The organism is Longispora sp. NPDC051575, assembly GCF_040681875.1.
Lineage (GTDB): Bacteria > Actinomycetota > Actinomycetes > Mycobacteriales > Micromonosporaceae > Longispora.
The window spans coordinates 513,710-539,816 of record NZ_JBFAZP010000002.1 but is presented as its reverse complement, the minus strand read 5'-3'; the positions used below and the strand labels follow the sequence as shown (position 1 = coordinate 539,816).

The 26,107-nt window shown below is 70.8% G+C and carries 13 protein-coding genes; 11 read left to right on the top strand and 2 right to left on the bottom strand.

Features of this window, described 5'->3' with window-relative positions:
* Nucleotide 1: 1 nt before the first annotated feature.
* Nucleotides 2-1,051, bottom strand: coding sequence for an L-threonine 3-dehydrogenase (gene tdh, locus AB0M43_RS06150; protein WP_363721599.1), 1,050 nt, complete (start codon nt 1,049-1,051; stop codon nt 2-4).
* Nucleotides 1,052-1,139: 88 nt separating this feature from the next.
* On the opposite strand from tdh, the gene AB0M43_RS06145 reads away from it, so the two are divergent.
* Nucleotides 1,140-2,054 (top strand): LysR family transcriptional regulator, encoded by a 915-nt coding sequence (locus AB0M43_RS06145; RefSeq protein ID WP_363721598.1) that lies wholly within the window; start codon nt 1,140-1,142, stop codon nt 2,052-2,054.
* A gap of 36 nt (nt 2,055-2,090) precedes the next feature.
* On the opposite strand, the gene AB0M43_RS06140 is transcribed toward AB0M43_RS06145, so the two are convergent.
* Entirely contained in the window at nt 2,091-3,260 is a 1,170-nt protein-coding gene (locus AB0M43_RS06140; protein ID WP_363721597.1) for an ROK family protein, read from the bottom strand.
* 98 nt (nt 3,261-3,358) lie between these two features.
* Between AB0M43_RS06140 and AB0M43_RS06135 the strand changes: the two genes are divergently transcribed.
* From AB0M43_RS06135 to AB0M43_RS06090, 10 genes are all read left to right on the top strand, one after another.
* Nucleotides 3,359-4,450 carry a Gfo/Idh/MocA family oxidoreductase gene (locus AB0M43_RS06135; RefSeq protein ID WP_363721596.1) on the top strand — a complete coding sequence of 364 codons (1,092 nt, stop codon included), beginning with the start codon at nt 3,359-3,361 and terminating at the stop codon, nt 4,448-4,450.
* 2 nt (nt 4,451-4,452) lie between these two features.
* A complete protein-coding gene (locus tag AB0M43_RS06130) occupies nt 4,453-5,880 on the top strand; it encodes a sugar ABC transporter ATP-binding protein (RefSeq protein WP_363722067.1) in 1,428 nt (475 codons plus the stop codon).
* Nucleotides 5,877-6,884 (top strand): ABC transporter permease, encoded by a 1,008-nt coding sequence (locus AB0M43_RS06125; RefSeq protein WP_363721595.1) that lies wholly within the window; start codon nt 5,877-5,879, stop codon nt 6,882-6,884. The genes AB0M43_RS06130 and AB0M43_RS06125 overlap by 4 nt, the downstream gene beginning before the upstream one ends.
* Nucleotides 6,881-7,831: an ABC transporter permease gene (locus tag AB0M43_RS06120; RefSeq protein ID WP_363721594.1), complete on the top strand. Its 951-nt coding sequence runs from the start codon at nt 6,881-6,883 to the stop codon at nt 7,829-7,831. Before AB0M43_RS06125 ends, AB0M43_RS06120 begins: the two co-directional genes overlap by 4 nt.
* Nucleotides 7,832-7,833: 2 nt before the next feature.
* Complete coding sequence (locus tag AB0M43_RS06115) at nt 7,834-9,012, top strand: substrate-binding domain-containing protein (protein ID WP_363721593.1); 1,179 nt, start codon at nt 7,834-7,836, stop codon at nt 9,010-9,012.
* Between the two features lie 2 nt (nt 9,013-9,014).
* Complete coding sequence (locus AB0M43_RS06110; protein ID WP_363721592.1) at nt 9,015-9,848, top strand: sugar phosphate isomerase/epimerase family protein; 834 nt, start codon at nt 9,015-9,017, stop codon at nt 9,846-9,848.
* 31 nt (nt 9,849-9,879) lie between these two features.
* Entirely contained in the window at nt 9,880-13,425 is a 3,546-nt protein-coding gene (locus tag AB0M43_RS06105; protein WP_363721591.1) for a ThuA domain-containing protein, read from the top strand.
* 398 nt (nt 13,426-13,823) lie between these two features.
* On the top strand, nt 13,824-18,182 hold the full coding sequence (locus AB0M43_RS06100) for a LamG-like jellyroll fold domain-containing protein (RefSeq protein WP_363721590.1): 4,359 nt from the start codon (nt 13,824-13,826) through the stop codon (nt 18,180-18,182).
* Nucleotides 18,183-18,239: 57 nt separating this feature from the next.
* A complete protein-coding gene (locus AB0M43_RS06095) occupies nt 18,240-24,944 on the top strand; it encodes a polymorphic toxin-type HINT domain-containing protein (protein ID WP_363721589.1) in 6,705 nt (2,234 codons plus the stop codon).
* A gap of 662 nt (nt 24,945-25,606) precedes the next feature.
* Nucleotides 25,607-26,077: a YbaK/EbsC family protein gene (locus AB0M43_RS06090; RefSeq protein WP_363721587.1), complete on the top strand. Its 471-nt coding sequence runs from the start codon at nt 25,607-25,609 to the stop codon at nt 26,075-26,077.
* The last annotated feature ends 30 nt before the right edge of the window (nt 26,078-26,107 follow it).

The following is a 26,107-nucleotide window of genomic DNA, read 5'->3' as shown; positions in this document are numbered from 1 at the left end:
GCTACTCCTTGTCCTGGATCTGCGGGCGGGTCCAGTCGATGACGACCTTGCCGCATTGCCCGGAGCGGGCCGTCGCGAACGCGTCCGCGTGGTCGGCGTAGCCGTACCGGTGGGTGATGACGGGGCTGATGTCCAGGCCGTTCTGGAGGAGGACGGACATCGCGTACCAGGTGTCGTACATCTCCCGGCCGTAGATGCCGCGCAGGGTGAGCATCCGGGTGACCACGGTCGCCATGTCCACGGGCACGTCGCCGGTCGGCAGCCCGAGGATGGCGATCCGGCCGCCCGGGCTCATGGCCGCGATCATGTCCTGGAGGGCGTCGGCGCGGCCGGACATCTCCATGCCGATGTCGAAGCCCTCGGTCATCCGCAGCTCCGGCATCACGTCGGTGATCCGGCTGGCGCTGACGTCCAGGGCGACGCTCGCGCCGAGCTTGCGGGCGAGGTCGAGCCGGTAGGGGCTGACGTCGGTGATGACCACGTTGCGGGCCCCGGCGTGCTGGGCGATGGCGGCGGCCATCAGTCCGATCGGCCCGGCGCCGGTGATCAGCACGTCCTCGTTGACGACAGGGAAGGACAGGGCCGTGTGCACGGCGTTGCCGAACGGGTCGAAGATGGCGGCGACGTCGAGGTCCACGGGGTGCCGGTGCACCCAGACGTTGGACTCGGGCAGCACGACGTACTCCGCGAAGGCGCCGTCGGTGTGCACGCCGAGCCCGATCGTCCGGAAGCACAGGTGCCGGCGGCCCGCCATACAGTTCCGACATTTGCCGCAGACCAGGTGACCCTCGCCACTGACCGTGTCGCCGACCGCGACCTCCCGGACCCCCGGCCCGACCTCCGCGACCTCGCCGACGAACTCGTGGCCCAGCACGAGCGGGGCCTTGACGGTCCTCGCCGCCCAGTCGTCCCACGAGTCGATGTGCAGGTCGGTGCCGCAGATTCCGGTCCGCAACACCCTGATCAGGACCTGCCCCGGGCCGGCCTCGGGCGTCGCGACCTCAGTCAGCGTCAGTCCCGGACCGGCGGCAGTTTTCACCAGCGCTCTCACGCGGACCATCCTGGCTTCCGACCCGCTCTGAAGTCCATCTCCAAATCATGGTCTATGTTGTGAAGCCGAGCTTCAAAGGAGGGCCACCGTGATCGACCCGCGCAGGCTCCGGGTGCTGCGGGCGCTCGCCGACCACGGCACCGTGACCGCCGCCGCCCAGGCGCTGTACCTGTCGCCCTCCGCCGTGTCCCAGCAGCTCGCCGCGCTGGAGGCCGAGGTCGGCCACGCGCTACTGGAACGCCGGGGCCGCGCCGTCCGGCTCACCGCCACCGGGGTCGTCCTCGCCGAGCACGCCACCCGGGTCGCCGAGCAGCTCGAACGGGCCGAGGCCGACCTCGCCGCGGTGTCGACCGGGGTCGCAGGGGAGGTGGTCATCGCCGCGTTCGCCACCTCGATCATCGAGGTCGTCGCCCCCGCCCTCGCCGGCCTGCGCCTCGGGGCGCCCCAGGTCCGGGTCCGGGTGAAGGACGCCGAGGGCCACACCAGCCTGCGCCTGGTCCTCGACGGCGAGGCCGACGTCGCGGTGGCCGTCGAGCAGCGGTTCACGCTCGGCTCGGGCGGGGACCGCCTGCTGCGCGAACCGCTCTACGTCGAACCGTTCGACGCGGTCCTGCCGCCGGGCCACCCGCTGGCCGACGACGCCGCCGTCGACCTGGCCGCGCTTGCCCCGGGCGCCTGGATCACGCCGTGGCCCGGCAACCCGGTGCACGACATGGTGCTGCGGGGCTGCGAGGACGCCGGGTTCCGGCCCCGGGTGGAGTGCCTGTCCGACGACTTCCGGGCGGTGTGCGCCCTGGTCGCGGCGGGGGTCGGGGTGGCGCTGGTGCCCCGGTCCGCCCTGCACTCGATCGACACGTCCGGCGCCGAGGTGCGGCCGCTGACCGGTCGGCCGCCGACCCGCCGGGTGTTCACGGCGGTCCGCCGGGGCAGCGAGACGCACCCGCTGGTGACCCTGGCCCTGGGCGAGCTCCGCACCCGCGCGGCCCACCTGTCCCACCCCTGAAACCCGGAAAACCACAGACCTCAGCCGGGTACGCGGCTACGCGTGCGCCGCCACCGCCTCGTCGATGACCCCGGGGCTCAGGATGTGCTCGATCACCAGCACCGACGCCCCGATCACCCCGGCCCGGTCGTCGAGCTGGCGGACCCGGATGCTCAGGTGCTGGGTGGCCAGCGGGAGCGACCGGCTGTAGACGACCTCGCGGACCCCGGCCAGCAGGTACTCCCCGGCGTCGGCCATGTCGCCCCCGATGATGATCCCGCCCGGGTTGAAGAAGTTGACCAGGGCGGCCAGCACCTCGCCGATGTCGCGGCCCGCCTGCCGGACCAGCTGGACCGCCCGGGCGTTCCCGGCCCGGACCAGCGCGACCACGTCGCGGCTGTTGGCGGCGTCCTCCCCGGCGGCGCGCAGCAGGGCGGCGAGCGCGGCCCCGCTGGCCACGGCCTCCAGGCAGCCGGTGTTGCCGCACCGGCAGACGATGTCGGAGGTGGTCACCCGGATGTGGCCGATGTCGCCGGCCGCGCCCTGGGCGCCGCGGTGCAGGCGGTGTTCGGTGATGATGCCGCTGCCGATCCCGGTGGCGACCTTGACGAAGAGCAGGTGCTCGATCTCGGGGCTGGCCGCCCAGTGTTCGCCGAGCGCCATGATGTTGACGTCGTTGTCGACCAGGATGGGGACGCCGAGCCGGCGGCCGAGCCAGCCGGGCACGTCGAACCCGTCCCACCCGGGCATGATCGGCGGGTTGACGGGCAGGCCGGTCTGGTGCTCGACGGGGCCGGGCAGCCCGATCCCGGCGCCGCACACCTGGTCGAGGGTGTGGCCGGACTCGTCCAGCAGCCGGTGGAACGCGTCGACCAGCCAGCCGAGCACCTTCTCGGGGCCGTCGGTGATCGGCACGTCCGCGCTGTGCTCGGCGAGCACCTGGGTGGCCAGGTCGGTGACGGCGAGCCGCGCATGGGTGGCGCCGAGGTCGGCGGCGAGCACGATCCGCGCGCCGGCGTTGAACGCGAACGCCACCGCCGGTCGGCCGCCGGAGGAGATCGCGTCGTTGGACGGGATGATCCACCGCTGGTCGGACAGCGCGTCGAGCCGCTGCGACACTGTGGACCTCGCCAGGCCCGTGAGCTGCATCAACTCGGCTCGGGTCCGGGCGCGTCCGTCGCGGAGGATCGTCAGAAGTGCTCCTGCGCCCGCTGCCTCGGTGGTCAATTCCCTGCCTCCCGTTGATCTTTCCCGGCTTAGTAATGACATCTTACATCAAGGTTTTGCTTGACCGTCGACGTAAGTGACTCCTAGTCTCCTTTAACATGTTGGAAATACGACGGTGGCCGACGGAACTCCGCGCAGGCATAGTCGGGACGGGCTTCATGGGCCGGATCCACGCCCGGGCCGCCCGGTTGACCGGTGCGCGGCTCGCGGGCGTGGCCGGCTCCACAGCGGAGCGGGCGCGCCAGGCCGGCCAGCTCCTGGGCGCGGACCGGGTCTTCGACACGGCCGAGGATCTGATCGAGTCCGGCCTGATCGACGTGGTGCACATCTGCACCCCCAACCACCTGCACGCCCCCCTCACCCTGAAGGCCCTCGACGCGGGGCTGGCCGTGATCTGCGAGAAGCCGCTGGCCACCGACGCCCGGACGGCCGCGCTGATGGCCGGCCGGGCGGAGGAGGCCGGGCTCCTCGGCGCCGTCCCGTTCGTCTACCGGTTCCACCCGATGGTCCGCGAGGCCCGGGCCCGGATGGCCGACATCGGCCGGGCCAGCCTGATCCAGGGCAGCTACCTCCAGGACTGGCTGCTGGAGCCGACGGACGACAACTGGCGGGTCGACCCCGAACTGGGCGGGCCGGGCCGGGCGATCGGCGACATCGGTACCCACTGGTGCGACCTGGCCGAGTTCGTGACCGGGGACCGGATCGCCCGGGTCAGCGCCCAGACCGCCGTGGTCGTCACCGACCGGGCGACCAACTCCCCGGTCCTCACCGAGGACGTCGCCACCGTCCAGTTCACCACCGCGTCCGGGGCGCTGGGCTCGGTCAACGTCAGCCAGGTCGCGCCCGGCCGGAAGAACCGCCTGGTCCTGGAGGTGTCCGGCACCTCCGGCAGCCTCGCGTTCGACCAGGAGGACCCCGAACGCCTCTGGCTGGGCGACCGCGCCGGCTCCCACACCCTCGTCCGCGACCCGGTCACCCTCTCCGAGGCGGCCCGCCGGTACTCGCCGCTGCCCGCCGGGCACGCCCAGGGCTACCACGACTGCTTCGACGCGTTCGTCGCCGACAGCTACGCCGCGATCCGGGGCGAGTACCGCGACGGCCTGCCGACCTTCGAGGACGGGGCCCGCGCCGCCGTCATCACCGACGCGATCCTCGACTCGGCGCGCACGGGGGAGTGGGTCCCGTGTTGAGGATGCGCGGGATCGGCAAGAGCTTCCCCGGCGCGCGGGTCCTCACCGGCGTCGACCTCGACGTGGCCCCCGGCGAGGTGCACGCCCTCGTGGGGGAGAACGGCGCCGGCAAGTCCACCCTGATGAAGATCCTCGCGGGGGTGCACGCGCCCGACGAGGGCACGGTGGAGATCGACGGCCGGGCCGTGACGTTCGGGCACCCGTTGGACGCCCAGCGCGCCGGCGTGGCGATCATCTACCAGGAGTTCACCCTCCTGCCGGAACGCACCGTCGCGGAGAACGTGTTCCTCGGCCGCGAACCCGTCCGGCGCGGCCTGGTCGACCGGGGCGCGATGGACGCGACCACCGCCCGGCTGCTGGCGTCGCTCGGCGAGGACTCGTTCGGGCCCCGGGACCTGGTGCGCCGGCTGTCGGTGGCGCAGCAGCAGGTGGTCGAGATCGTCAAGGCGCTGTCGGTGGACGCCCGGATCGTGGTCATGGACGAGCCGACCGCCGCCCTCGCCGAGCACGAGGTGGAACTCCTCTACGGGCTGGTCCGCCGGCTGCGCGACCGGGGCATCGCCGTGCTGTACATCTCGCACCGGCTCCGGGAGATCTTCGAACTCGCCGACCGGGTCACGGTGCTCAAGGACGGCGCGCGGGTCACCACCGCCCCGACGGCGGAGCTCACCACGACCGAACTGGTCCGGCTGATGGTCGGCCGCGACCTGGCGGACTACTTCCCGCCGCGCGCCTCCCGCCCGCCCGGCGACGTGCTGCTGTCGGTGCGGGGCGGCGGCAACGACCGGCTCGACGGCATCGACCTGGAGCTGCGGGCCGGGGAGATCGTCGGCCTGGCCGGCCTGCAGGGCTCCGGCCGCACCGAACTGGTCAAGGCGCTGTTCGGCGCGGAACCGTTCACCCGGGGCGAGATGACCCCGCGGCGGCCCCGGTCCGTCCGGGAGGGCATCGCCGCCGGGTTCGGCCTGGTGACCGAGGACCGCAAGTCCGAAGGGCTCGTCCTGCATCAGTCGGTCCGCGACAACGCCCTGCTGGTCGCCCGTACCCGGCGGGGCCGGCCGAAGGGCGCGGTCCTGGAACTGCTGGAACGGGTCCGGCTCACCCCGCCCCGCCCCCAGCAGGAGGTGCGCTACCTGTCCGGCGGCAACCAGCAGAAGGTCGTCCTGGCCAAGTGGCTGACGATCGCCCCGAAGGTGCTGCTGTTCGACGAGCCGACCCGCGGCGTCGACGTCGGCGCGAAGGCGGCGATCCACGAACTCGTGCGCGAACTCGCCGAGGAGGGCCTGGCCGTCCTGATGATCTCGTCCGAGCTACCCGAACTCATCGGCATGAGCGACCGCGTCCTCGTCCTGCGGGACGGCCGGATCGCCGGTCACCTGCCCGCGGACTCCTCGGAGGAAGCTGTGATGCACCTGGCGGCGGGCTCATGACCCCGGACACGCGGGACCTGGCCCCGAGGCTGAGAGCGCTGGCCCCGAGGCGGCTCGGACGCCTGGGAGGCGCGGACAACCCGGCCCGCCCCGTCTTCCTGGCCCTGGCGGCCCTGGCCGTCGTCGGCTGGCTGGTCGTCGCGGTCGACGGCGGACAGTTCCTCGGCCAGGAGAACATCGTCGGCATCCAGCAGCGTTCCGCCGCGCTCGGCATCGTCGCCGTCGGACAGACCCTGGCGATCCTCGCCGGTTCGCTGGACCTGTCGGTCGCCGTGGTGATCAGCCTGTCGTCCCTGGTGGCGGCGGAGACCATGGCCGACTACGGGGTGCTGCCGGCGATCGGCGCGGTGCTCGCGGTCAGCGCCCTGACCGGGCTGCTCAACGGGCTGGTCATCACCCGGCTGAAGGTGCACGCGTTCATCGCCACCCTCGGCGTCACCCTGATCGTCAAGGGGGTGCTGGACCACCGGTACGACGGGCCGGCGGGCAGCGTGCCGCCCTCGTTCCAGCGGCTGGGCTACGACCGGATCGGGCCGGTACCCGTCTCGGCGTTGCTCTGGGCCGCGATCGCCGTGGCGGCCTGGTTCCTGTTGCGCCGCACCACCCTCGGCTACCGGATCTACGCCGTCGGCGGGGACCCCGAGGTCGCCCGGCTGTCGGGGGTGCGCACCGACCGGGTCCTCGTCGTCACGCACGTGCTCTGCTCGCTGTGCGCCGGGATCGCCGGCCTGCTGCTGGCGTCCCGGCTCGGCGCGGGCGCCCCGACCGTCGGCACGGACGGCGGCTACGACCTGGAGTCCATCGCGGCGGTCGTGCTCGGCGGGACCGCCCTGGCCGGCGGGCGCGGCGGGGTCGCGGGCACCGTCGGGGGCGTCCTGGTGCTGGCCGTCCTCGACAGCGTCTTCAACCAGCTCGAAGTGAACTCCTTCGCCAAGGACGTGGTGCGCGGACTCGTCATCGTGGCCGCCCTGGCGATCTACGCCCGTCGGAGGCGGTCGGCATGAGACGCACCCTGCCCATCTTCTGCGTGCTGGCCGTCCTGCTCGTGGCCATCGGGACCGCCAACCCGCACTTCCTGGAGCCGGCCGGTTTCCTGTCGTTCGTCAGGCGGGCCGGCCCGTTGGCGATCCTGGCGGCCGGGCAGTACTTCGTCGTCGTGTCCGGCGAGTTCGACCTGTCGGTCGGCTCGCTGGTCACCGCCGAGGTGGTGATCGCCGCCCGGCTGATCGACGGGGAGCCCGCCGCGACCTGGCCGGTGCTCGCGCTGCTGCTGGCCGCCGGCGCGCTGGTCGGGCTCCTCAACGGGCTGGTCACGACCCTGCTGCGGGTGCCGTCGTTCATCGCCACCCTCGGCATGATGCTGATCCTGTCCGGCGCGGTGTTCCTGTGGACGGGCGGTGCCCCGCGCGGGGCGCTGACCGAGCAGTTCCGCGCGTTCGGCCGGGCCGGCCTCGGCGGGGTGCCGTGGTCGGCGCTCATCCTGGCCGCCGTCACGGTCGCGGTCGTGCTGCTGATGCGCGCCGACTTCGGCCGGACGCTCGTCGCCACCGGGGACAACCAGAAGGCGGCGGACCTCTCGGGGGTACGGACCCACCGGGCCAAGACCGTCGCCTTCGTCCTGTCCGGGCTCTCGGCGGCCGTGTGCGCGATCCTGCTCGGCGGCTACGCGGGCGTGTCCGCCCAGGTCGGCCAGGGGCTGGAGTTCCAGGCCATCACCGCCGTCGTCCTCGGTGGCGTCGTGCTCGGCGGCGGTCGCGGCTCGGTCGTGGCCGCGATCGCCGGGGCCTTCACCCTGGAGGCCCTGTTCACCCTCCTCAACCTGTACGGCGTCTCCGGCGCGCTGGAGGTCACCGTGCAGGGCGTCATCCTCGTCGCCGCGGTCGCCCTGGGAGCAGTGCGGCTCCCACAGTGGACCGCCCTACCCCGCCGCCCCCTGAAAGGACAGTCATAGCCATGCCCCTCTCCCCGAGACAGGTACTCACCGCGGTGGCGCTGACCACGCTGCTGGTTCTCTCCGCCTGCACCACCGACACCCCCTCCGCGTCGCCCACCACCAAGGGCGACACGGGGGCGCAGTCCAAGTTCTTCGTCCAGGCCGACTACGACGCCCAGCTCGCGATGCGCGGCCAGGCGGCGACCGGGCCGGCCGACAGGCCGTGGGAGCAGAGCATCGCCCCGCAGCTGGTCGACACGGCCAGGTACAAGAAGGCGGGCCCCTACCACCTGTGCTTCTCCAACGCGGCGGTCAACAACCCGTGGCGGCAGGTCGGCTGGAAGACCATGCAGGCCGAGGTCGCCCTGCACCCCGAGATCAGGGACTTCACCGTCCTGGACGCCGAGGGCAAGGACGACAAGCAGATCTCCGACATCAGCGAACTCACGGCCAAGGGCTGCGACGCGCTGATCGTGTCGCCGAACACGACCGCGACGCTGACCCCGGCGGTGGCGGGCGCGTGCCCGAAGGTACCCGTCATCGTCTTCGACCGGGGGGTGCAGACGGACTGCCCGGTGACCTTCATCAAACCCATCGGCGGGTACGCGTTCGGCGCGGACGCCGCCGAGTTCCTCATCGAGAAGGTCAAGCCCGGCGGGAAGATCCTCGCGCTGCGCATCCTGCCCGGCGTGGACGTGCTGGAGACGCGCTGGTCGGCGGCGAAGGTGGCCTTCGACAAGAGCAAGCTGAACGTCGTCGGCGTCGAGTTCACCGACGGCGACGCGGCCAAGACCAAGAGCATCGTCGGCGACTACATCCAGCGGCACGGCAAGCTCGACGGCATCTGGATGGACGCCGGCGCCACCTCGGTCGCCGCGATCGAGGCGTTCGAGGACGCGGGGCTGCCGGTGCCGCCGATCAACGGCGAGGACCAGCAGGACTTCCTCCAGAAGTGGAGCGACAAGAAGCTCACGGCGGTCGCCCCGACGTACCCGACCTACCAGTGGCGGACCCCCATCCTCGCCGCCCTGAGGATCCTCAACGGCGAGCAGGTGCCGAAGGTGTGGAACCTGCCCCAGCCGAAGATCACCGAGGCGAATCTCGGCACGTACCGCAAGCCCGGCATGCCGCCGCTGCACTACGCGCTGTGCGGCTGCGAGGCCATGCCCGGCTTCCCGCAGAAGTGGGGAGGCAAGTAGCCGTGTACCCGCTCGGAGTCAACACCTGGGTGTGGACGTCCCCGCTGACGAACGCGGACCTGGCGGTGTTGGCCCCACGGATCGCCCACTGGGGGTTCGACGTGATCGAACTCCCGGTGGAGCGGCCCGGCGACTGGGACCCCGACCGCGCCGCCGAACTGCTGGCGTCCCTGGGCCTGGCCGCCTCGGTCGTGCTGGTCATGCCGCCCGGCCGCGAACTGGTGGCCGCCGCCTCCGTCGCCGAGACCCAGGACTACCTGCGGCACTGCGTGGACGTGGCCGTGACCCTCGGCGCGCCGACCGTCAGCGGCCCGGCGTACGCGTCCGTCGGCCGGACCTGGCGGATGTCCCCGGACGAACGCCGGTCCGTGTACGCGGAACTCAGGGAGAACCTGAAGCCGGTCGTCGACCACGCGGCCGACCGCGGGGTACGGATCGGCGTCGAACCGCTCAACCGGTACGAGACCAGCGTGATCAATACCGTCGAACAGGCCCTCGACGCGCTCCCAGAGAACTGCGGCCTTGCATTGGACACCTACCACCTCAACATCGAGGAGAAGAAGCCCTCCGACGCCGTCCGGCTGGCCGGTTCCCGGCTCGCGCACCTCCAGGTGTGCGGCACCGACCGGGGCACGCCGGGCGACGACCACTTCGACTGGCCCGACTTCGCCGCCGCCGTCGGGGAGACGGGCTACGACGGCCCGCTCGTCATCGAGTCCTTCACCGCCGGCAACGCGACCATCGCGACCGCCGCCTCCATCTGGCGACCGCTCGCCCCGAGCCAGGACGCCCTGGCCACCGACGGGCTCGCCTTCCTCCGCACCCTCACCCGTTAGCGACGGCACCTCCCCCCTCAGGAGCTTCCCCATGCGAACATCCAGAACGGTCCGCGCCCTCGCGGTCCTCACCACGACGTTGTTGGCCCTGCTGCTCACCCAGGTACTGCCCGTCCAGGCGGCCGCCCCGGCCTTCAAGGCGCTGCTGTTCACCAAGACGGCGGCCGGCGCCTACCGGCACGACTCCATCCCCGCCGGCATCACGATGCTCCAGCAGCAGGCGACCGCGAACAACTTCCAGCTCGACCTGTCCGAGGACTCGGCGATCTTCACCTCGGCGACCCTGAACACCTACGACGTCGTCATCATGTTCCAGAACTCGGGCATGGTCTGGGACACCGACGCCCAACGGCAGGGCATCCAGGCGTACGCGGCCAGCGGCAAGGGCATCGTCGCGATCCACAACACCACGGACATGAACATCGACGCCGCGTTCCCGTGGTGGGACCAGCTGGTGATGGGCGGCGCGCACATGACCGCGCACTCGGCCATCCTGCAGGGCACGGCCAAGGTGGCCGACAAGACGCACCCGTCCACCCAGGGCCTGCCGGACCGGTGGGCGCGCAGCGAGGAGTGGTACAACTTCGACAAGGACCAGCGCGGGGACGTGCACGTGCTGGTGACCGCCGACGAGACCACGTACAACCCGGGGCCGTCGAAGATGGGGCACGACCACCCGATCTCATGGTGCCGGGAGGGCCAGCCCGCGAAGGTGTGGGCCACGGCGATGGGCCACAACACGTCCTCGTACTCCGAACCGCTGTTCCAGCAGCACGTCCTCGGCGGCGTGAAGTGGGCGGCGGGCGCGGCCCCGGGCAGTTGCGGCGGCACGGTCACCAACCGCTACCAGAAGGTCACCCTCGACGGCGCCCCCGACGAGCCGATGGCCCTGGACGTGGCCGCCGACGGCCGGGTGTTCTACGTCGAACGCTCCGGCGCGGTCAAGGCGATCGCCACCAACGGCGCGGTGTCCACACTGGCCACGCTCAACGCCTACACCGGCGGTGAGGACGGCGTCGTCGGCGTGGCGCTCGACCCGAACTTCACCACCAACAACCGGATCTACGTGTACTGGTCGCCCGCGACGGCCGCCAACAAGAACAGGGTCTCCCGGTTCACGCTCACCGGCGCGACCCTGGACCTGGCCAGCGAGAAGGTCGTCCTGGAGGTGCCGGCGGGGCGCGCGCCCGGGGACCCGGAGCCCGGGCACACCGGCGGGAACATGGAGTTCGGGCCGGGCGGCAACCTGTACATCGGGGTCGGCGACGACGTCATCCCGGGCGCGTCCAACGGGTACACCCCGATCGACGAGCGGCCCGGGCGCGAGGACTACGACGCGCAGGGCACCGCCGCCAACACCAACGACCTGCGCGGCAAGATCCTGCGCGTGCACCCGGAGGACAACGGGACGTACACGATCCCGGCCGGGAACATGTTCGCCCCCGGGACGGCGAAGACCCGGCCCGAGATCTACGTGATGGGCTTCCGCAACCCGTTCCGGTTCGGCGTGGACCCGGTGACCGGCTGGATCTCGGCCGCCGACTACGGGCCCGACGCGGGTTCCGCCGATCCCAACCGGGGTCCCGAGGGCATCGTCGAGTGGAACCTGATCAAGTCCACGGGCAACTACGGCTGGCCGTACTGCGTCGGCGCCAACACCCCGTTCAACGACTACAACTTCGCCACCGGCCAGTCCGGGGCCAAGTTCGACTGCGCGGCCCCGGTCAACACCTCGCCGAACAACACCGGGCTGACGAACCTGCCCGCCGTCAAACCGGCCACCGTCTGGTACGACTACCACGCCGGTTCGCCGTTCCCGGAGATGGGGACGAGCGGCGGCGCGGGCCCGATGGCCGGCCCGATCTACCGGTACGACCCGGCCAGCACGTCCGAGCGCAAGTTCCCGCAGTACTTCGACAGGACGCCGTTCTTCTTCGAGTGGAGCCGCAACTACATCCGCGAGATGCGGCTCGACGGCAACGGCGACCTGCTGAAGATCAACAACTTCGCCGCGCAGCTCAACACGCACGCGCCGATCGACATGGACTTCGGCCCCGACGGTGCGATGTACCTGCTCGAATGGGGCAACGGCTACGGCCACGAGAACCTCGACGACGGCGTCTACCGGATCGACTACGTCGCGGGCAACCGCGCGCCGCTCGCCAAGGCGAAGGCCACCCCCGACAGCGGGCCGTCGCCGCTGACCGTCGCGTTCTCCTCGGCCGGCTCGTCCGACCCGGACGGCGACGCCCTCACCTACGCGTGGGACTTCGACGGCAACGGCAGCACCGACTCCACGGCCGCCAACCCGTCCTACACCTACCCGACGAAGGCGACCTACAACGCGCGCCTGACCGTGCGGGACCCCGCCGGCAAGACCGGCACCGTCACCGTCCCGGTCTACGTCGGCAACACCCGTCCGAAGCTGGTCTTCGCGGCCCCGGTCAACGGCGGCTTCCTGACCAAGGGCGACTCGATCCCGTACCAGCTCACCGTCACCGACGCCGAGGACGGCACGGTGGACTGCTCCCGGGTGAAGGTGATCAGCTCCATCGGCCACGACAGTCACAGCCACGACGAGAGCACCACCTACGGCTGCTCGGGCACCATCCCGACCGGGGACGACGGGCACGAGGCCACCGCGAACATCTTCCGGGTACTGACGGCCAGCTACGTCGACAACCAGGGCCTGGAGGGCACCCGGGAGAACGTGCTGCAACCCCGGAGCAAGCAGGCCGAGTACTTCACCGGCTCGTCCGGGATCCGGGTCGTCAGCCAGGCGGGCGCGGAGAACGGCCGGCGGATCGGCGACATCGACAACAACGACTGGATCGCCTTCGACCCGGTCAGCATGAGGAACATGACCTCGGTGTCGTTCCGGGTCTCCTCGCCGGCCACCAGCGGCGGTTCGATCGAACTGCGCGCCGGCTCGCCGACGGGCACCCTGATCGCGTCCCAGCAGATCCCTGGCACCGGAGGGTGGGACACCTACGTGACCCTGCCCCCGGTGGCCGTCACCGATCCCGGCGGCTCCTACACCCTCTACGCCGTGTTCAAGTCCCCGATCGCCGGGCCGTTCGACCTCGACGCGATCACCTTCACGGGTACCGGCGTCGGCGTCCCCGGCACCGGCGGCGGCGGCCCGCAGACCGGGCGCGCCTACACGCTGACCGCCGCGCACAGCAACAAGCTCGTCGACGTGCGGGGCGTGTCCACCGCCAACGACGCGGCCGTCGTCCAGTGGCCGGCCACCGGCGGCACCAACCAGCAGTGGCGGGCCACCGACGCCGGCAACGGCACGTTCACGCTCACCGCCGTGCACAGCGGCAAGTGCATGGACGTCGCCGGCGCCTCCCAGGCGGAGGCCGCGCTCGTCCTGCAGTGGACGTGCCACACCGGCGCCAACCAGAAGTGGCGGTTCGAGCCGGCCGGGACGGGCGTCTTCCGGATCGTGTCCGTGCACAGCGGCCGGTGCCTGACGGTGCCCGGGGCGGTACAGACCGACGACACCCAGCTCCAGCAGGTGACCTGCGGGACGGGTACCCATCAGCAGTGGAAGGTGACCCAGGTGGGCTGACGCCGGTCAGGCCGGGTGTCCGAGTGCTCGGGCGCCCGGCCTGCGCCGACCTGGTGATATGCACGCTTCTGTGCAGTTTCGGTACCCCGCATCTGGGGTGTTTCCGTGCTCTCCCGGGTGGGCGGTGTCCGGGGGGCGATGACCGGTAAGGGGCGGCCGGTCCACTTTGGTAGCCCGATGCCTGGTTACGCTTTCCAAACGCTTGCCGTGCAGGTCAGAGGGGGTGGCGGGCGGCCGGAGGGTCCGATAGCTTACGTGCACGTCGTGATCGGTACCGGCACCGACGGGTCATGCGGCAAGTGCCACGGGGGCAGCGTGACCTGGTCGGGGCTGGCTGCTGCCCGCTCCCGTTGTGCTGTGCCCGCCCCTGTGCCACCCCCTTGCACAAGGAGCACGAGTTGCAGCCCTCATCCCCTCGGGCGTCGATCGTCCGGTTAGCGCTGGCCGCGCTACTGGTGTCCACCCTCCCCGTCCTGGCCGCCCCCGCCGCGGCCGCCCCGCCCGCCCCACCGGTGCCGCCCACCGAACTGGCGGACCCGTCGGCCGCGTCCACGGCGGCCCGCAGGTTCCAGACCCGGGTCGGGGTCGCCGACGAGCGCACCGCGACGACGGAGGTCTTCGCCAATCCCGACGGCACGTTCACCGCGGACATCGCCAGCCAGGCCGTCCGGGTCCGCCGGAACGGCGGCTGGGTACCGGCCGACCCGACCCTGCGGCGGGACGTCGACGGCTCGGTGACCACGAAGGCCTCGGCGACCGCGCTGCGGTTCTCCGGCGGCGGCACCGGCCCGCTGGTCGTGCTCGAACGCGACGGCAGGCAACTGGCGCTGACCTGGCCGGGCACCCTGCCGGCCCCGACCCTCGACGGCCGGACCGCCACCTACGCCGAGGTGCTGCCGGGCGTGGACCTCAAGGTCCGGGCCGAGGTGGAGGGCTTCTCCGACGTCCTGGTGGTCAAGAACCGCGAGGCGGCCCGGAACCCGGCCCTGCGCGAGATCCGGTTCGGCACCCGGACGACCGGCCTGCGGCTGGAGCTCGGCGAGGCCGGCTCGCTGCGTGCCGTCGACGACCGGGGCGCCGGGGTGTTCGCGGCCTCGGCCCCGGTCATGTGGGACTCGCCCGCCCCGCCGCTCCGGGAGCGCGGCCGGGGCCAGCAGAGCGCGACCGCGGAGCCCGGCGGCGGCGAGAAGGAGAGCCGGCGCGCGACCATGCCGATGGAGCTGGGCGCCGACTCGCTGACCCTGGTCCCCGACCAGGCGCTGCTGAACGGCCCCGACACGGTCTACCCGGTCCACATCGACCCGACGGTCGGCGCGGCCGGCGCGGGCTGGTGCCTGCTGGGCGGGTACAACGCCAGCTGGCAGGACACGGAGTACTGGGGCGGGGACGGCGACAACCTGGCGAAGGTCGGCTACGCCACCGGCTCCTACCCCGCCAAGTACCGCTCGGTGTTCCAGTACGACCTGTCCGGCTACGGCGGCTGGAAGATGATCAAGAACGCGAAGTTCGCGGTCAACTCCGTCGACTACGTCTGGGACAACCCGACCGCCGTGACCCTGCACAAGACGGGCACGATCAACGGCGCCACCAACTGGAACAACCACGCGGGCACCTGGTCCGGCAGCCTCGGCCAGCGCGACGCGCGCACCGGCCAGGGCCTGGAGTGGTCGGTCGACCAGCAGGCCAAGGACTCCTCCCTCGGCTACCTCGCGCTCGGCATGCGCACGGCCACCGAGTGGACCGCCAGCAAATGGCTCCGGTTCAACCCCGCCAACGCCTACCTGAGCGTCACGTACAACACCAGGCCCGGCGTGCCGCACACCCGGCGCACCGAGGGCAAGGACTGCGCCACCCCCGCGTACGTGGGCACCCGCACGCCGAAGCTGACCGCCATCGCGTCGGACGGCGACCCGGGCGCCAGCGTCCGGCTGGACTTCGAATGGTGGCAGGGCGGTGCCAAGGTCGGCGGGGCGAGCGCCCACAACCTGGCCGACGGCTGGACCGGGACCGTCACCACCGGACAGCTGACCGAGGGCGGCACCTACACCTGGCGGGTCGGAGCCAACGACACCCAGGACGACAGCGGCTGGTCGGACTGGTGCACGTTCACCGTCGACACGATCCGGCCGGGACTGCCGACCATCGCGTCCGACGGCGTCTTCAAGGAGGACCACGACCTGAGTACGGGCGGCGTGGGCGACACCGGGACGTTCACCCTCGGCGACGCGGGCTCCCTCGACGTCGTCGGCTTCCAGTGGGGCTGGGGCTCCCCGGTCACCTTCGTGGCCGCCGACAACCACCAGGCCGTGCTCAGACTGACCCCGATGGACGCGAGGCTGCAGGAGCTGGCGGTCCGCAGTGTGGACGCGGCGGGCAACCTGAGTGACATCAAGCTGTTCACGTTCGACGTGCTGCCCGGGGCGCTCGAGGTCGGCAACTGGCCGCTCGCCGAGGGCACCGGGAGCGTCGGCGCCGACACCGTGCCAAGCAACCCGCACGACCTGGCCCTGTCCGGCAGCACCACCTGGGCCCCGGCCGCCGGCCCCGACAGCCGCTCGGTGGGCGGGCCCGCAGCCCTCCGCTTCAACGGGTCCACCCTCGGCACGGCGAAGACCAGCACGACCGTCATCGACACCTCGAAGAGCTTCAGCGTCTCCGCCTGGGCCCGGCCGACCGTGTCCACCAGTTCCGATTCCGTGCCGCGCACCGTGCTCAGCACCGACTCGGCCAGCTCCAACTCCTTCGCGATCTCCACGACCGCCGACGGCAGGTGGCGGCTGTGGACCCGGCCCGACGAGTCCTCGGCCGCGAACACGGAGATCCGGGGCGGCGCCGCACTCATCGGGGTGTGGTCGCACGTGGCCGCGAGCTACGACGCCGCGACCAGGTCGCTGACCCTGCACGTGAACGGCGAGTTGGCCGGCACGGTCACGCTGCCCGCCCCGCTGTACAAGGCGACCGGGCCGCTCGCCCTGGGCCGCTACCAGTTCACGGGGAACTACAGCGGCTTCTTCGGCGGGGACATCGCCGAGGTGCGCGCCTGGCAGCGGCAGCTCGCGCCCGACGAGATCGACTACATGGCGCGCCACGCCGAGCGCCAGGGCGAGTGGCAGCTGACCACGAACACCAACGACCTGTCGGGCAAGCAGCGCCACCTGACCGCCGTGAGCGCGAGCGTCGTCGGCAGCGCGCTGGTCCTCAACGGTGTCGACGCGCACGCCAAGACCACCGGACCGGTACTGCGCACCGACCAGTCCTACTCGGTCGCGGCCTGGGTCAACCTGGACCGCAAGGACTCCAACGACCTGACCGCGGTCTCCCAGTTCGGCAATCGGGCGAGCGCGTTCTGGCTCCAGTACCGGGCCGGGGTGGACCGCTGGGCGATCGGGGCGGGCGTCAACGACGCGGACAACACGGCGGTGACCTACGCGCTGTCGGACCAGTCGCCGAGACTGCGGACGTGGACGCACCTGGTCGGCGAGTACGACGCGGGCGCCCGCAAGCTCCGGCTCTACGTGGACGGCGTGCTCCAGGCCCAGGTGACCGACTTCACCGCCACCTGGAACGCCACGAACCCGCTGTACGTGGGCCGGGGCCAGTACAACGCCGCCTATCCGGGCTACTTCCCCGGTGCTGTCGACGACGTGCGGGTGTTCTCCGGGGTGCTCCCGGCGACCGCCGCCGCCGGGACGGCCAGCGTCCAGGTGCTGCTCAACCGCTCGCGGACCGCGACCACGCGCCAGGCGAGCGTCGGCGAGCGGGCGGACGTCCTCGCCTACCACGACAAGGCGGGCGCCTCGGCGGTCTTGCGGATGGCGCGCACGTCGAACACGCAGCACGGCGCCGCCGCCGAGCTGTGGACGTCGGCGGCCTACCCGGTCGCGACGACCCGCGCGGCCTCCGGCGACTTCAACGGCGACGGAAAGCGCGATGTCGCCCTGCTCCGCGAGACCGGCGGGAACCTGAAGGCGACGGTGCTCACCGGCCAGCAGGACGGCGGTGTCGTCCAGGCCGCCGAGGGCGTGGCGCTGATCGGCGTGGCCGCGATGGACCACGTCCAGCTGTTCGCCGGGGACGCCAACGCCGATGGCAGGGACGACCTCTACGTCGTCTACCGGGGTGATGACCTGTCCTTCCGGATCTGGACCGCGCTGGCCCAGCCGGACGGCGTCAGCTTCGCGGTCGCGGCCGCGTGGCACACCCAGCCGCCGAACTCGTTCAACATGGCCTTCTCCAAGTGGGTGTCCGGCGACTTCAACGGCGACGGCGCGGCGGACCTGGCCACGTTCTACGACTACGGCAACGGCCTCACCCGGATGTTCGTGTACCGGTCCACCGGCATCGGCCTGATCCAGGAGATCTGGTGGGTCTCCAACACGGGCACCTGGGACTCGGCCCGCGCGCAGTACACCGTCGGTGACCTCAACGGCGACGGGATCGACGACGTGGCCGCGATGTACGACTATCCGGGCCTGACGACGGGGTTCTACGCCTTCCTCGGCAACGGAGCCAACGGCCTGTCGAGCCTGTCCCGATGGTTCATGAGTCCCGCCGGCACCTTCGACGCCACCAAGGTGAAGCTGGTCACCGGGGACTACAACCTGGACGGTCGGGCGGACCTGACGCCGATGTACAACTTCGGTACCGGTCCCTGCCTGATGGGCATCGACTCGACAGGCGACGCGTTCTCGCCCACCTGGCACAACCGACGCGATATCGATCCCAGCTACGCCTGGAACAAGCTCACCCTGCTCTGACCCCCCTCGGGCGGGGCGCCCCACGGCGCCCCGCCCTCTCACCCCCCTGGAGGTTCTGTGCGAAGTAGAACGCTGTCCAGATCCGGCCCGCTCGTCGTGGCCGGCCTGACCGGGGCGCTGCTGGCGTCCCTGGCGGGCGCCGCCCCGGCGCTGGCCGCCCCCCTCGTCCATCTCAAGCCGCAGCAGGAACGGGTGGTGCCCGGCAAGGCTGTGCCACCGGTCAGGGCGAAGTCCGACCCGATGGGGGAGGACACCGAGCGGGAGCGGCGCCGCCTCGCCCACCCGGCGGTCGCGGTACCCGGCAAGGGCAAGGCCACCGTCGACCTCTCCGACTCGGTCCGGCAGGGCGCGGGCGCGGCGATGGCCGCACCGGTGCCGGTCCGGGCCCAGGGCCTGCCGGTCACCGTCGAGCCGCTGGTCGGCCGCGCGGCACTGCGCGCGCCCGAGGGCAAGGTCACGGTCGAACTCGTCGACGGGAAGAACCGGCGCCCCGGTGAGCTGCTGCTGAGGGTGACCGGCCAGTCCGGCGCGGCCCGGGTCGGGATCGACTACTCGGCCTTCCGGGACCTCTACGGCGGCGACTGGTCGAGCCGGCTGACCCTCAAGGAGGTCCCCGACTGCGCGCTGTCCACCCCGGACAACGCCGAGTGCGGGGGCACGCCGCTGCCGTCGGCGAACAACGGGTCCAAGGTCACCACGGACCTGGCCGCCACGTCCGCGCCCCGACTGCTCTCGCTCACCGCGGGCGCGTCGGGCGGGGCGGGCAGCTACGCGGCGAGCAAGCTGTCGCCGTCGGCGACCTGGAACGCCGGGGGCTCCTCGGGCGACTTCACCTGGTCGTACGCGATGCGCACCCCGCCGACGGGTGCCGGACCGCAGCCGTCGGTGAGCCTCGGCTACTCGGCACAGGCCGTGGACGGCAAGAACGCCGCCACCAACAACCAGCCCTCCTGGGTGGGGGCCGGGTTCGACTACGCGCCGGGCTCGATCGAGCGTCGGTACAAGGGCTGCGCGGACGACATGGACCCGAAGGGGAGCCTGCCCGCCGCGAACCAGACGAAGACCGGCGACCTGTGCTGGGCGACCGACAACGCCGTCATGTCGCTGGGCGGTCGTGCCGCCGAGCTGATCTACGACGCGCAGACCGGCTGGCACATGAAGTCCGACGACGGCACGAAGGTCGAGCGGGTCACGGGCGAGGCCAACAACAACGGCGACAACGACACCGAGTACTGGAAGGCCACCACGACCGACGGCACCCAGTACTTCTTCGGCCGCAACCGGCTGCCCGGCTGGACCTCCGACAAGAACGACACGAACTCCACGTGGACCGTCCCGGTCTACGGCAACCACTCCGACGAGCCCTGCCACACCGGCGCGGGCTGGTGCCAGCAGGCGTGGAAGTGGAACCTCGACCACGTCGTCGACATCTACGGCAACACCATGACCTACTGGTACGACAAGGAGACCAACTACTACGCCCGCAACATGACGGCCACCGCCGCCACCCAGTACGTCCGGGGCGGCTCCCTGCGCCGGATCGACTACGGCACCCGGCTCGGCGGCGAGTACGGTACCGCCGCGGCGCAGGTGCACTTCGACATCGCCGACCGGTGCGACACGAACTGCGGCGACAACGCCAGCTGGGTCGACACCCCGAAGGACCAGCACTGCGCGGGTACGAACTGCGCCGGCCGGTACAGCCCGACGTTCTGGACCACCCAGCGGCTGGCCAAGGTCCGCACCCAGTACTGGACGGGCACCGCCTACCAGAAGGTCGACTCGTGGACGCTGCGGCACACCTACCCGGATCCCGACGCGGACCCGAAGATGACCGGCGCGCTCTGGCTCTCCGGGATCACCCACACCGGTGAGGTCGGCACGGCGAAGGACCTGCCGGAGGTCGTCCTCACCGGCCAGGCCCTCGACAACCGGGTCGACCGGGGCGACGACGACCGGCTGCCGCCGATCAAGTGGTACCGGATGTACAAGATCAAGTCCGAGAGCGGCGCGGAGACCGTCGTCTGGTTCAAGCCCGAGGACTGCACGCTCGGCAGCCGGATGCCCGGCGCGCCGGAGACGAACAACCTGCGCTGCTACCCGGTGAAGTGGCGGCCCCAGGGCCACACCGACGACATCACCGACTACTTCCACAAGTACGTCGTCGACCGGGTGACCACCGACGACACCACCGCGGCCGGCGGTCAGCTGACCACCGAGTACGAGTACGTCGGCGCCCCGGCCTGGCACTACACCGACGACGACGGCCTGATCGACCCGGACAAGAAGACCTGGTCCCAGTGGCGCGGCTACGGCGAGGTCAAGACCCGGGCCGGCACCGGCGCCGAGCAGACCCTGTCCGGTTCCCGGTACTTCCGGGGCATGCACGGCGACAAGCTGCCGTCGGGTACCCGCAACGTGCAGGTCGACGGCATCGACGACGAGGCGCCGTACGCCGGCATGGTCCGCGAACAGCTCGCCTACAACACGACCGACGGCTCCGTCGTCACCGCCGTGGTGACCGACCCGTGGAAGTCGGCGCCCACCGCGACCCGGACGCTGAACGGGACCACGGTCACCGCGCAGTTCGTCGGCTCGCAGGGCAGCCACCTGCGCACCGTCCTGGACAACAACCGGGGCTGGCGCAAGGTCGACAGCACCACCTGGCACGACGTCGGCTACGGGCTGGTCAGCAAGGCCGAGCAGCAGGCCTCCCAGGTCGACGCGGCCGGCGTGGTCACCGCGACCGGCGCGAAGAACTGCAACACCAACTACTACGTCGACAACGCTGCGCTCGGTCTGCGCGGCGTGGTGTCCCGGACGGTCGCCCACGCGCTGCCGTGCGGTACCGCGCCGACCGTGGAGGAGGACATCCTCGGCGACACCGAGTTCGGCTACGACGGCCAGGCCCCGGGCACCGCCCCGACCGTCGGCAACCCGACCCTGATCAAGGGGCTGAAGTCCTGGTCCGGCGGCACCACGAGCCGCGCGACCCTCGCCACCAGCCAGTACGACGAGCGCGGCCGGGTCAAGGAGACGGTCGACGCGCTCGGCGTCCGGACCACCATCGCCTACACCCACGCCGCGAACGGCCCGGTCACGCAGGTCACCCGGACCGACCACGCGGCGAACACCACCACCTCGGAGGAGATCAACCCGGCCTGGGGCGCGACGAAGTCCAGCACCGACGCCAACGGGCGCAAGACCCAGCAGGCGTACAACCAGTTCGGTCAGGTGACCGGGGTCTGGATGGCGGGCCGCAGCACCGGGTCCACGCCGGACGCCGCCTACGAGTACAAGATCAACAATGACAAGCCGAGTGTGGTGATCAGCAAGTCGCTCACCCCGAACGGCGGCCAGAACACCACCTACACCCTCTACGACGCGCTGTTCCGCGAACGCCAGACCCAGAAGATCACCACGGGGGGTACCGCGGGCCGCCTGGTCACCGACCAGTACTACGACTCCGTCGGCCGACCGAGCCGCAGCAACGCCGCGTACGTGATGTCGGGGTCGCCCGGCGAGCAGCTCTACGCGACTGCGGACAACGCGGTACCCGGCCAGCACGTGACCGTCTACGACGGCGCGGGCCGCTCCACCGCCTCGGTCTACAAGGCCCTCGGCCAGACCAAGTGGCAGACCACCACCTACGACGCCGGTGACCGCACCGACGTCACCCCGCCGAACGGCGGCGTCCCCACCTCCTCCCTGACGGACGTGGAGGGCCGGGTCACCGAGCTCCGCTACCTCCGGGCGACGGGCGCGGAGACCCTCAAGTACACCTACCACCGCAGTGGGCAGCTCGCGACGGTCACCGACCCGACCGGCCAGAACAAGTGGCTGTACACCTACGACGCCCGCGGTCGGCTGACCTCCAGCACCGACCCGGACACCGGCACGACCAGCTCCACCTACAACGAGGCTGGGCAGCTGCTCACCCGGAAGGACGCCCTGCAACGGGTGCTGTCCTACGAGTACGACACCCAGGGCCGCCCGACATTCGTCCGCGACGAGTCCCTGCCCAACCGGCCGATCCGGACCGAGTACGGCTACGACCAGGCGAAGTTCGCCAACGGCAGCGTCGTCAAGGGCGCGCGGAGCTCCTCGACCCGCTGGCTGAACGGCAAGGCCTACGTCAAGCGGATCGACACGGTCGACGACGGGTACCGGCCGACCAGCTCCAGCGTCGTGATCCCGACCGAGCCGGGCCTGACCGGCACGTACACCACCAAGTTCACCTACAACGCCGACGGCAGCCCCGCGACCACGGAACTGCCCGAGGCCGGCGACATGGGATCGGAGCTCCTCAACCACACCTACGACGTCCACGGCCAGCCCCTCGCGCTGTACTCCAGCGAGAGCGGCTACGTCATGGACAGCACCTACACCTCGTTCGGCGAGCCGGCCGTGCGGGTGCAGAAGACCAGCGCGCTGTCGAGTGCCCCCCGGGTGCAGCAGCAGCAGACCTACGAGGAGGGCACCCGCCGGCTGACCGGCACACTCGTGCTCCGCGACGTCGTGGCACGCGAGGTGACCAACCGGCAGTACACCTACGACAACGCCGGCAAGGTGCAGCGCATCGCCGACGTACCCTCCGGCGGTCAGGCCGACACCCAGTGTTTCCGCTACGACGACCTCCAGCGGCTCACCAAGGCGTGGACCCCGCAGAACGGAGACTGCGCGCCCGACCCGACCCTGGCCGCACTGGCCACCCACCCGGCGTCCTACTGGCAGAGCTGGGCGTACCTGCCCAACGGCAACCGGCAGAGCCAGACCGACCACAAGACGGCCGCCGGCGTGGCGACCACCACCTACGGCTACCCGGCCGACGGCGCCAGCCAGCCGCACACCCTGCGGACGGCGTCCACCACCGACACCAACGGCACCCGGGTGGCCAACTACGAGTACGACGCCCTCGGCAACACCACCAAGCGCCCCAACGGGGCCGCCCAGCAGACCCTCGGCTGGGACATCGAGGGCCACGTCAACAAGGTCGACGGCCGGGCCGACAGCTACGTCTACGACGCCGACGGCAGCCGCCTGATCAAGCACGAGGCCAACAACGACGCCACGTTGTACCTCGGCGGCACCGAGGTGCGCTACACCGCCGCGACCGGCTCGGTCAGCACCACCCGGTACTACGAGCACGCGGGCGCCCTCATCGCCTCCCGGACGAGCGCCGGCCTGACCTGGCTGTTCAACGACTACCAGGGCACCAGCCAGGTGTCCGTGTCGACGAACGCGGCCCAGACCGTCACGACCCGCCGGCAGACCCCGTACGGCACGTCCCGCGGCGCCGCCGTCACCTGGGTCAACAAGCGCGGCTTCCTCGGCGGCGACCAGGACGCCGGCGGCCTGACCCACCTGGGTGCCCGCGAGTACGACCCGAACCTGGGCCGGTTCGTCTCCGTCGACCCGGTCTTCGAGGCCACCAACCCGCAACAGATCAACGGGTACGCCTACGGCGACAACTCCCCGATGGTCAAGTCGGACGCCAGCGGACTGCACGCCCAGGCGATCAGCGACAGCTGCGACATGCAGGGCCAGGGGCTCTGCTGGCCCGCCGGCACCCACAACACCTACAAGGAGGAGTTCGAGGAGGGCCAGGCGGCACTCCAGGAAGCCTGCTCGATGACCCCCTACATCGGCGGGGCGTGCGACGCCGCCGAGGGACTCGGCTACCTGGTCGAGGGCGAGTACGGCAAGGCCGCCGAGGCCGGTGCGTGGATGGCCCTGAGCGCGATCCCGCCCGCCAAGTGGGCGTTCAAGGGGTCCAAGCTCGCCCGGTGGATCGTGAAGAAGGTCGACAACATCGCCGGGAAGATCCCGGACTACGTCGGCAACAAGGCGGCGGAGGACGTCGTCAAGGCCGGCAAGGAGGAACAGAAGGCCCAGCGGGCGGTGTCGAAGGCTGCGGCTGACGAGCGGCGCGCGGCTGAGGCGGCCTCGGCCCAGAAGAAGGCCCAGGAACCCCCGCCAAAGAAGGACCCCGAGTCCGGTCCGGAAAAGTGCGACCACAGCTTCGACCCGAACACGCAGGTCGTGATGGCCGACGGCTCCACCAAACGGATCGAGGACGTGGAGACCGGAGAGGAGGTCGTGTCCACGGACCCGGAGACGGGGGAGACGACCACCAAAACGGTGACCGCTTTGCATCGCAACGACGACATCGACCTGTCCGACCTCACGGTTGTCGACGCCGCTGGAGTGACGTCCACGGTGAAGACGACGCAGCACCATCCGTTCTGGGTGGTCGGCGACGGGAAGTGGGTCGACGCGGGAAGCCTGCGCCCCGGCGACCAACTGCTCGGCCTGACCGGCGGGACGATGCGGGTCGTCGCTGTGGACAACCGCCTCGGCGCGGCGGTGATGCGCGACCTCACAGTCGCCGACATCCACACGTACTACATCGTTGCGGGTAGTACTCCGGTGCTGGTGCACAACTGTGGAACAGGGCCGACCCTTCGCGAAAAGTATGTTTCGGAAGTGAATGGGCTCGGAACCTTGCGGGACACCTTGTTTGCAAACGGCTCCCCGAGTCAAGAAGTAGCTACGATTCTGCACGCCGAGCGAAGAGCATTGGGTGTTAAGTACAAGGATCTCACGCCTACGGATATGCTGGACAAGATCTATGCGCGAAACATTGACAAGTACGGCGACAAACTCGGCCCAACAATCGATTGGCTACGCGGTCGGGGAAAGAGTTGGGATGACATTATTGAAAGCTCAACGCGGACGGGTGGAAAGGATCTTGGGCTGTGATCTATGTTGAATCCCACGATCGTTTCGTCGAAGTTGGCGACTTTGATCCCGAGACAGGAGAACTGCAGCTTTGTGAACGTACGTCAACGGGCGGAGAGCTCCGGGCGCTGAAAGGCCACTTCGCTAGAGTTGGAGGGGCCTACTGGGTGCTCTATCGATGGGGGGCCAGCCTGTGGCTCCGAGTCGGCGGCGAGTCGTGGTGCCTTGATGACCTGTCGGCCGGGTGGCATTCGGCAGACCGGATTTCAACTCTGATTCTCTCTGGGGCAAGCGCCGATGCAGTGCGCCTGGAATACGAATCCTCTAGCCAGGGAAGGGATGAGGCAACGGCTCTCGGGGATCCGGAGGATTGGGACTTCGGACTATTCGTCTCCAATGTGCTGCGTGATCGCGACCGTCGCGATCGGATATATTCCGGGTACTAAGGTTGCGCATATGGGTGGCCTTCCGATTTGCAGAAGGCCACCCATTCGTGCTATCGAAGTTAGGTCTACGGCCCCTAAGTTTGAGCCGCGAGGTGGTGCTATGGGTCGAATGGAAACGCTTCGGGGTGGGCCGAGGCGCGGGTCCCGCGCCTCGGCCCCAAACCGTGATTTCATGAAGGCCGCAGGAGACAGCACAGGACGCCGGACCATCCGTCACACAACGGGGAGCACCTCCGCATGACCATCAGTAAGCGGGCACAGAAGTTTCAGGAGCTGCTTGGGGAACGTGGTCTGGACCTGACAGTCCTGGAGCTTCCCGACTCCACCCGCACCGCCGACGACGCCGCCCGCGCCCTGGGCTGCGAAAAGGCCCAGATCGTCAAGTCGCTGGTGTTCCGCACGCCGACCGACGACCCGGTCATGGTCCTGGCCAGCGGCCCGAACCGCGTCAACGAGCAGACCATCGCCACCCTGCTGGGCACGGAGATCGGCAAGGCCGACGCGGACTACGTCAAGCGCGTGACCGGCTACTCGATCGGTGGCGTCCCGCCACTGGGCCACAAGGAGCCGCTGACGATCCTCGTGGACCAGGATCTGCTGGAGTTTCCGGAGGTGTGGGCGGCGGCCGGTACCCCGAACGCGGTCTTCAGGATTCCGGCCCCGCTCACCGCGATCCTGGCGGAGCACACGGTCGTCTCCGTCCTCTGAGCGGGCCGCCCCGGCGCGGGCGGAACGAAC

What these genes read in the sequence shown, in the direction of transcription:
- AB0M43_RS06130 (WP_363722067.1), top strand. Translation starts at nt 4,453, where the DNA reads ATGCGCGGGATCGGCAAGAGCTTCCCCGGCGCGCGGGTCCTCACCGGC.
- AB0M43_RS06120 (WP_363721594.1), top strand. Translation starts at nt 6,881, where the DNA reads ATGAGACGCACCCTGCCCATCTTCTGCGTGCTGGCCGTCCTGCTCGTG.
- AB0M43_RS06090 (WP_363721587.1), top strand. Translation starts at nt 25,607, where the DNA reads ATGACCATCAGTAAGCGGGCACAGAAGTTTCAGGAGCTGCTTGGGGAA.
- AB0M43_RS06115 (WP_363721593.1), top strand. Translation starts at nt 7,834, where the DNA reads ATGCCCCTCTCCCCGAGACAGGTACTCACCGCGGTGGCGCTGACCACG.
- AB0M43_RS06125 (WP_363721595.1), top strand. Translation starts at nt 5,877, where the DNA reads ATGACCCCGGACACGCGGGACCTGGCCCCGAGGCTGAGAGCGCTGGCC.
- AB0M43_RS06105 (WP_363721591.1), top strand. Translation starts at nt 9,880, where the DNA reads ATGCGAACATCCAGAACGGTCCGCGCCCTCGCGGTCCTCACCACGACG.
- AB0M43_RS06135 (WP_363721596.1), top strand. Translation starts at nt 3,359, where the DNA reads ATGTTGGAAATACGACGGTGGCCGACGGAACTCCGCGCAGGCATAGTC.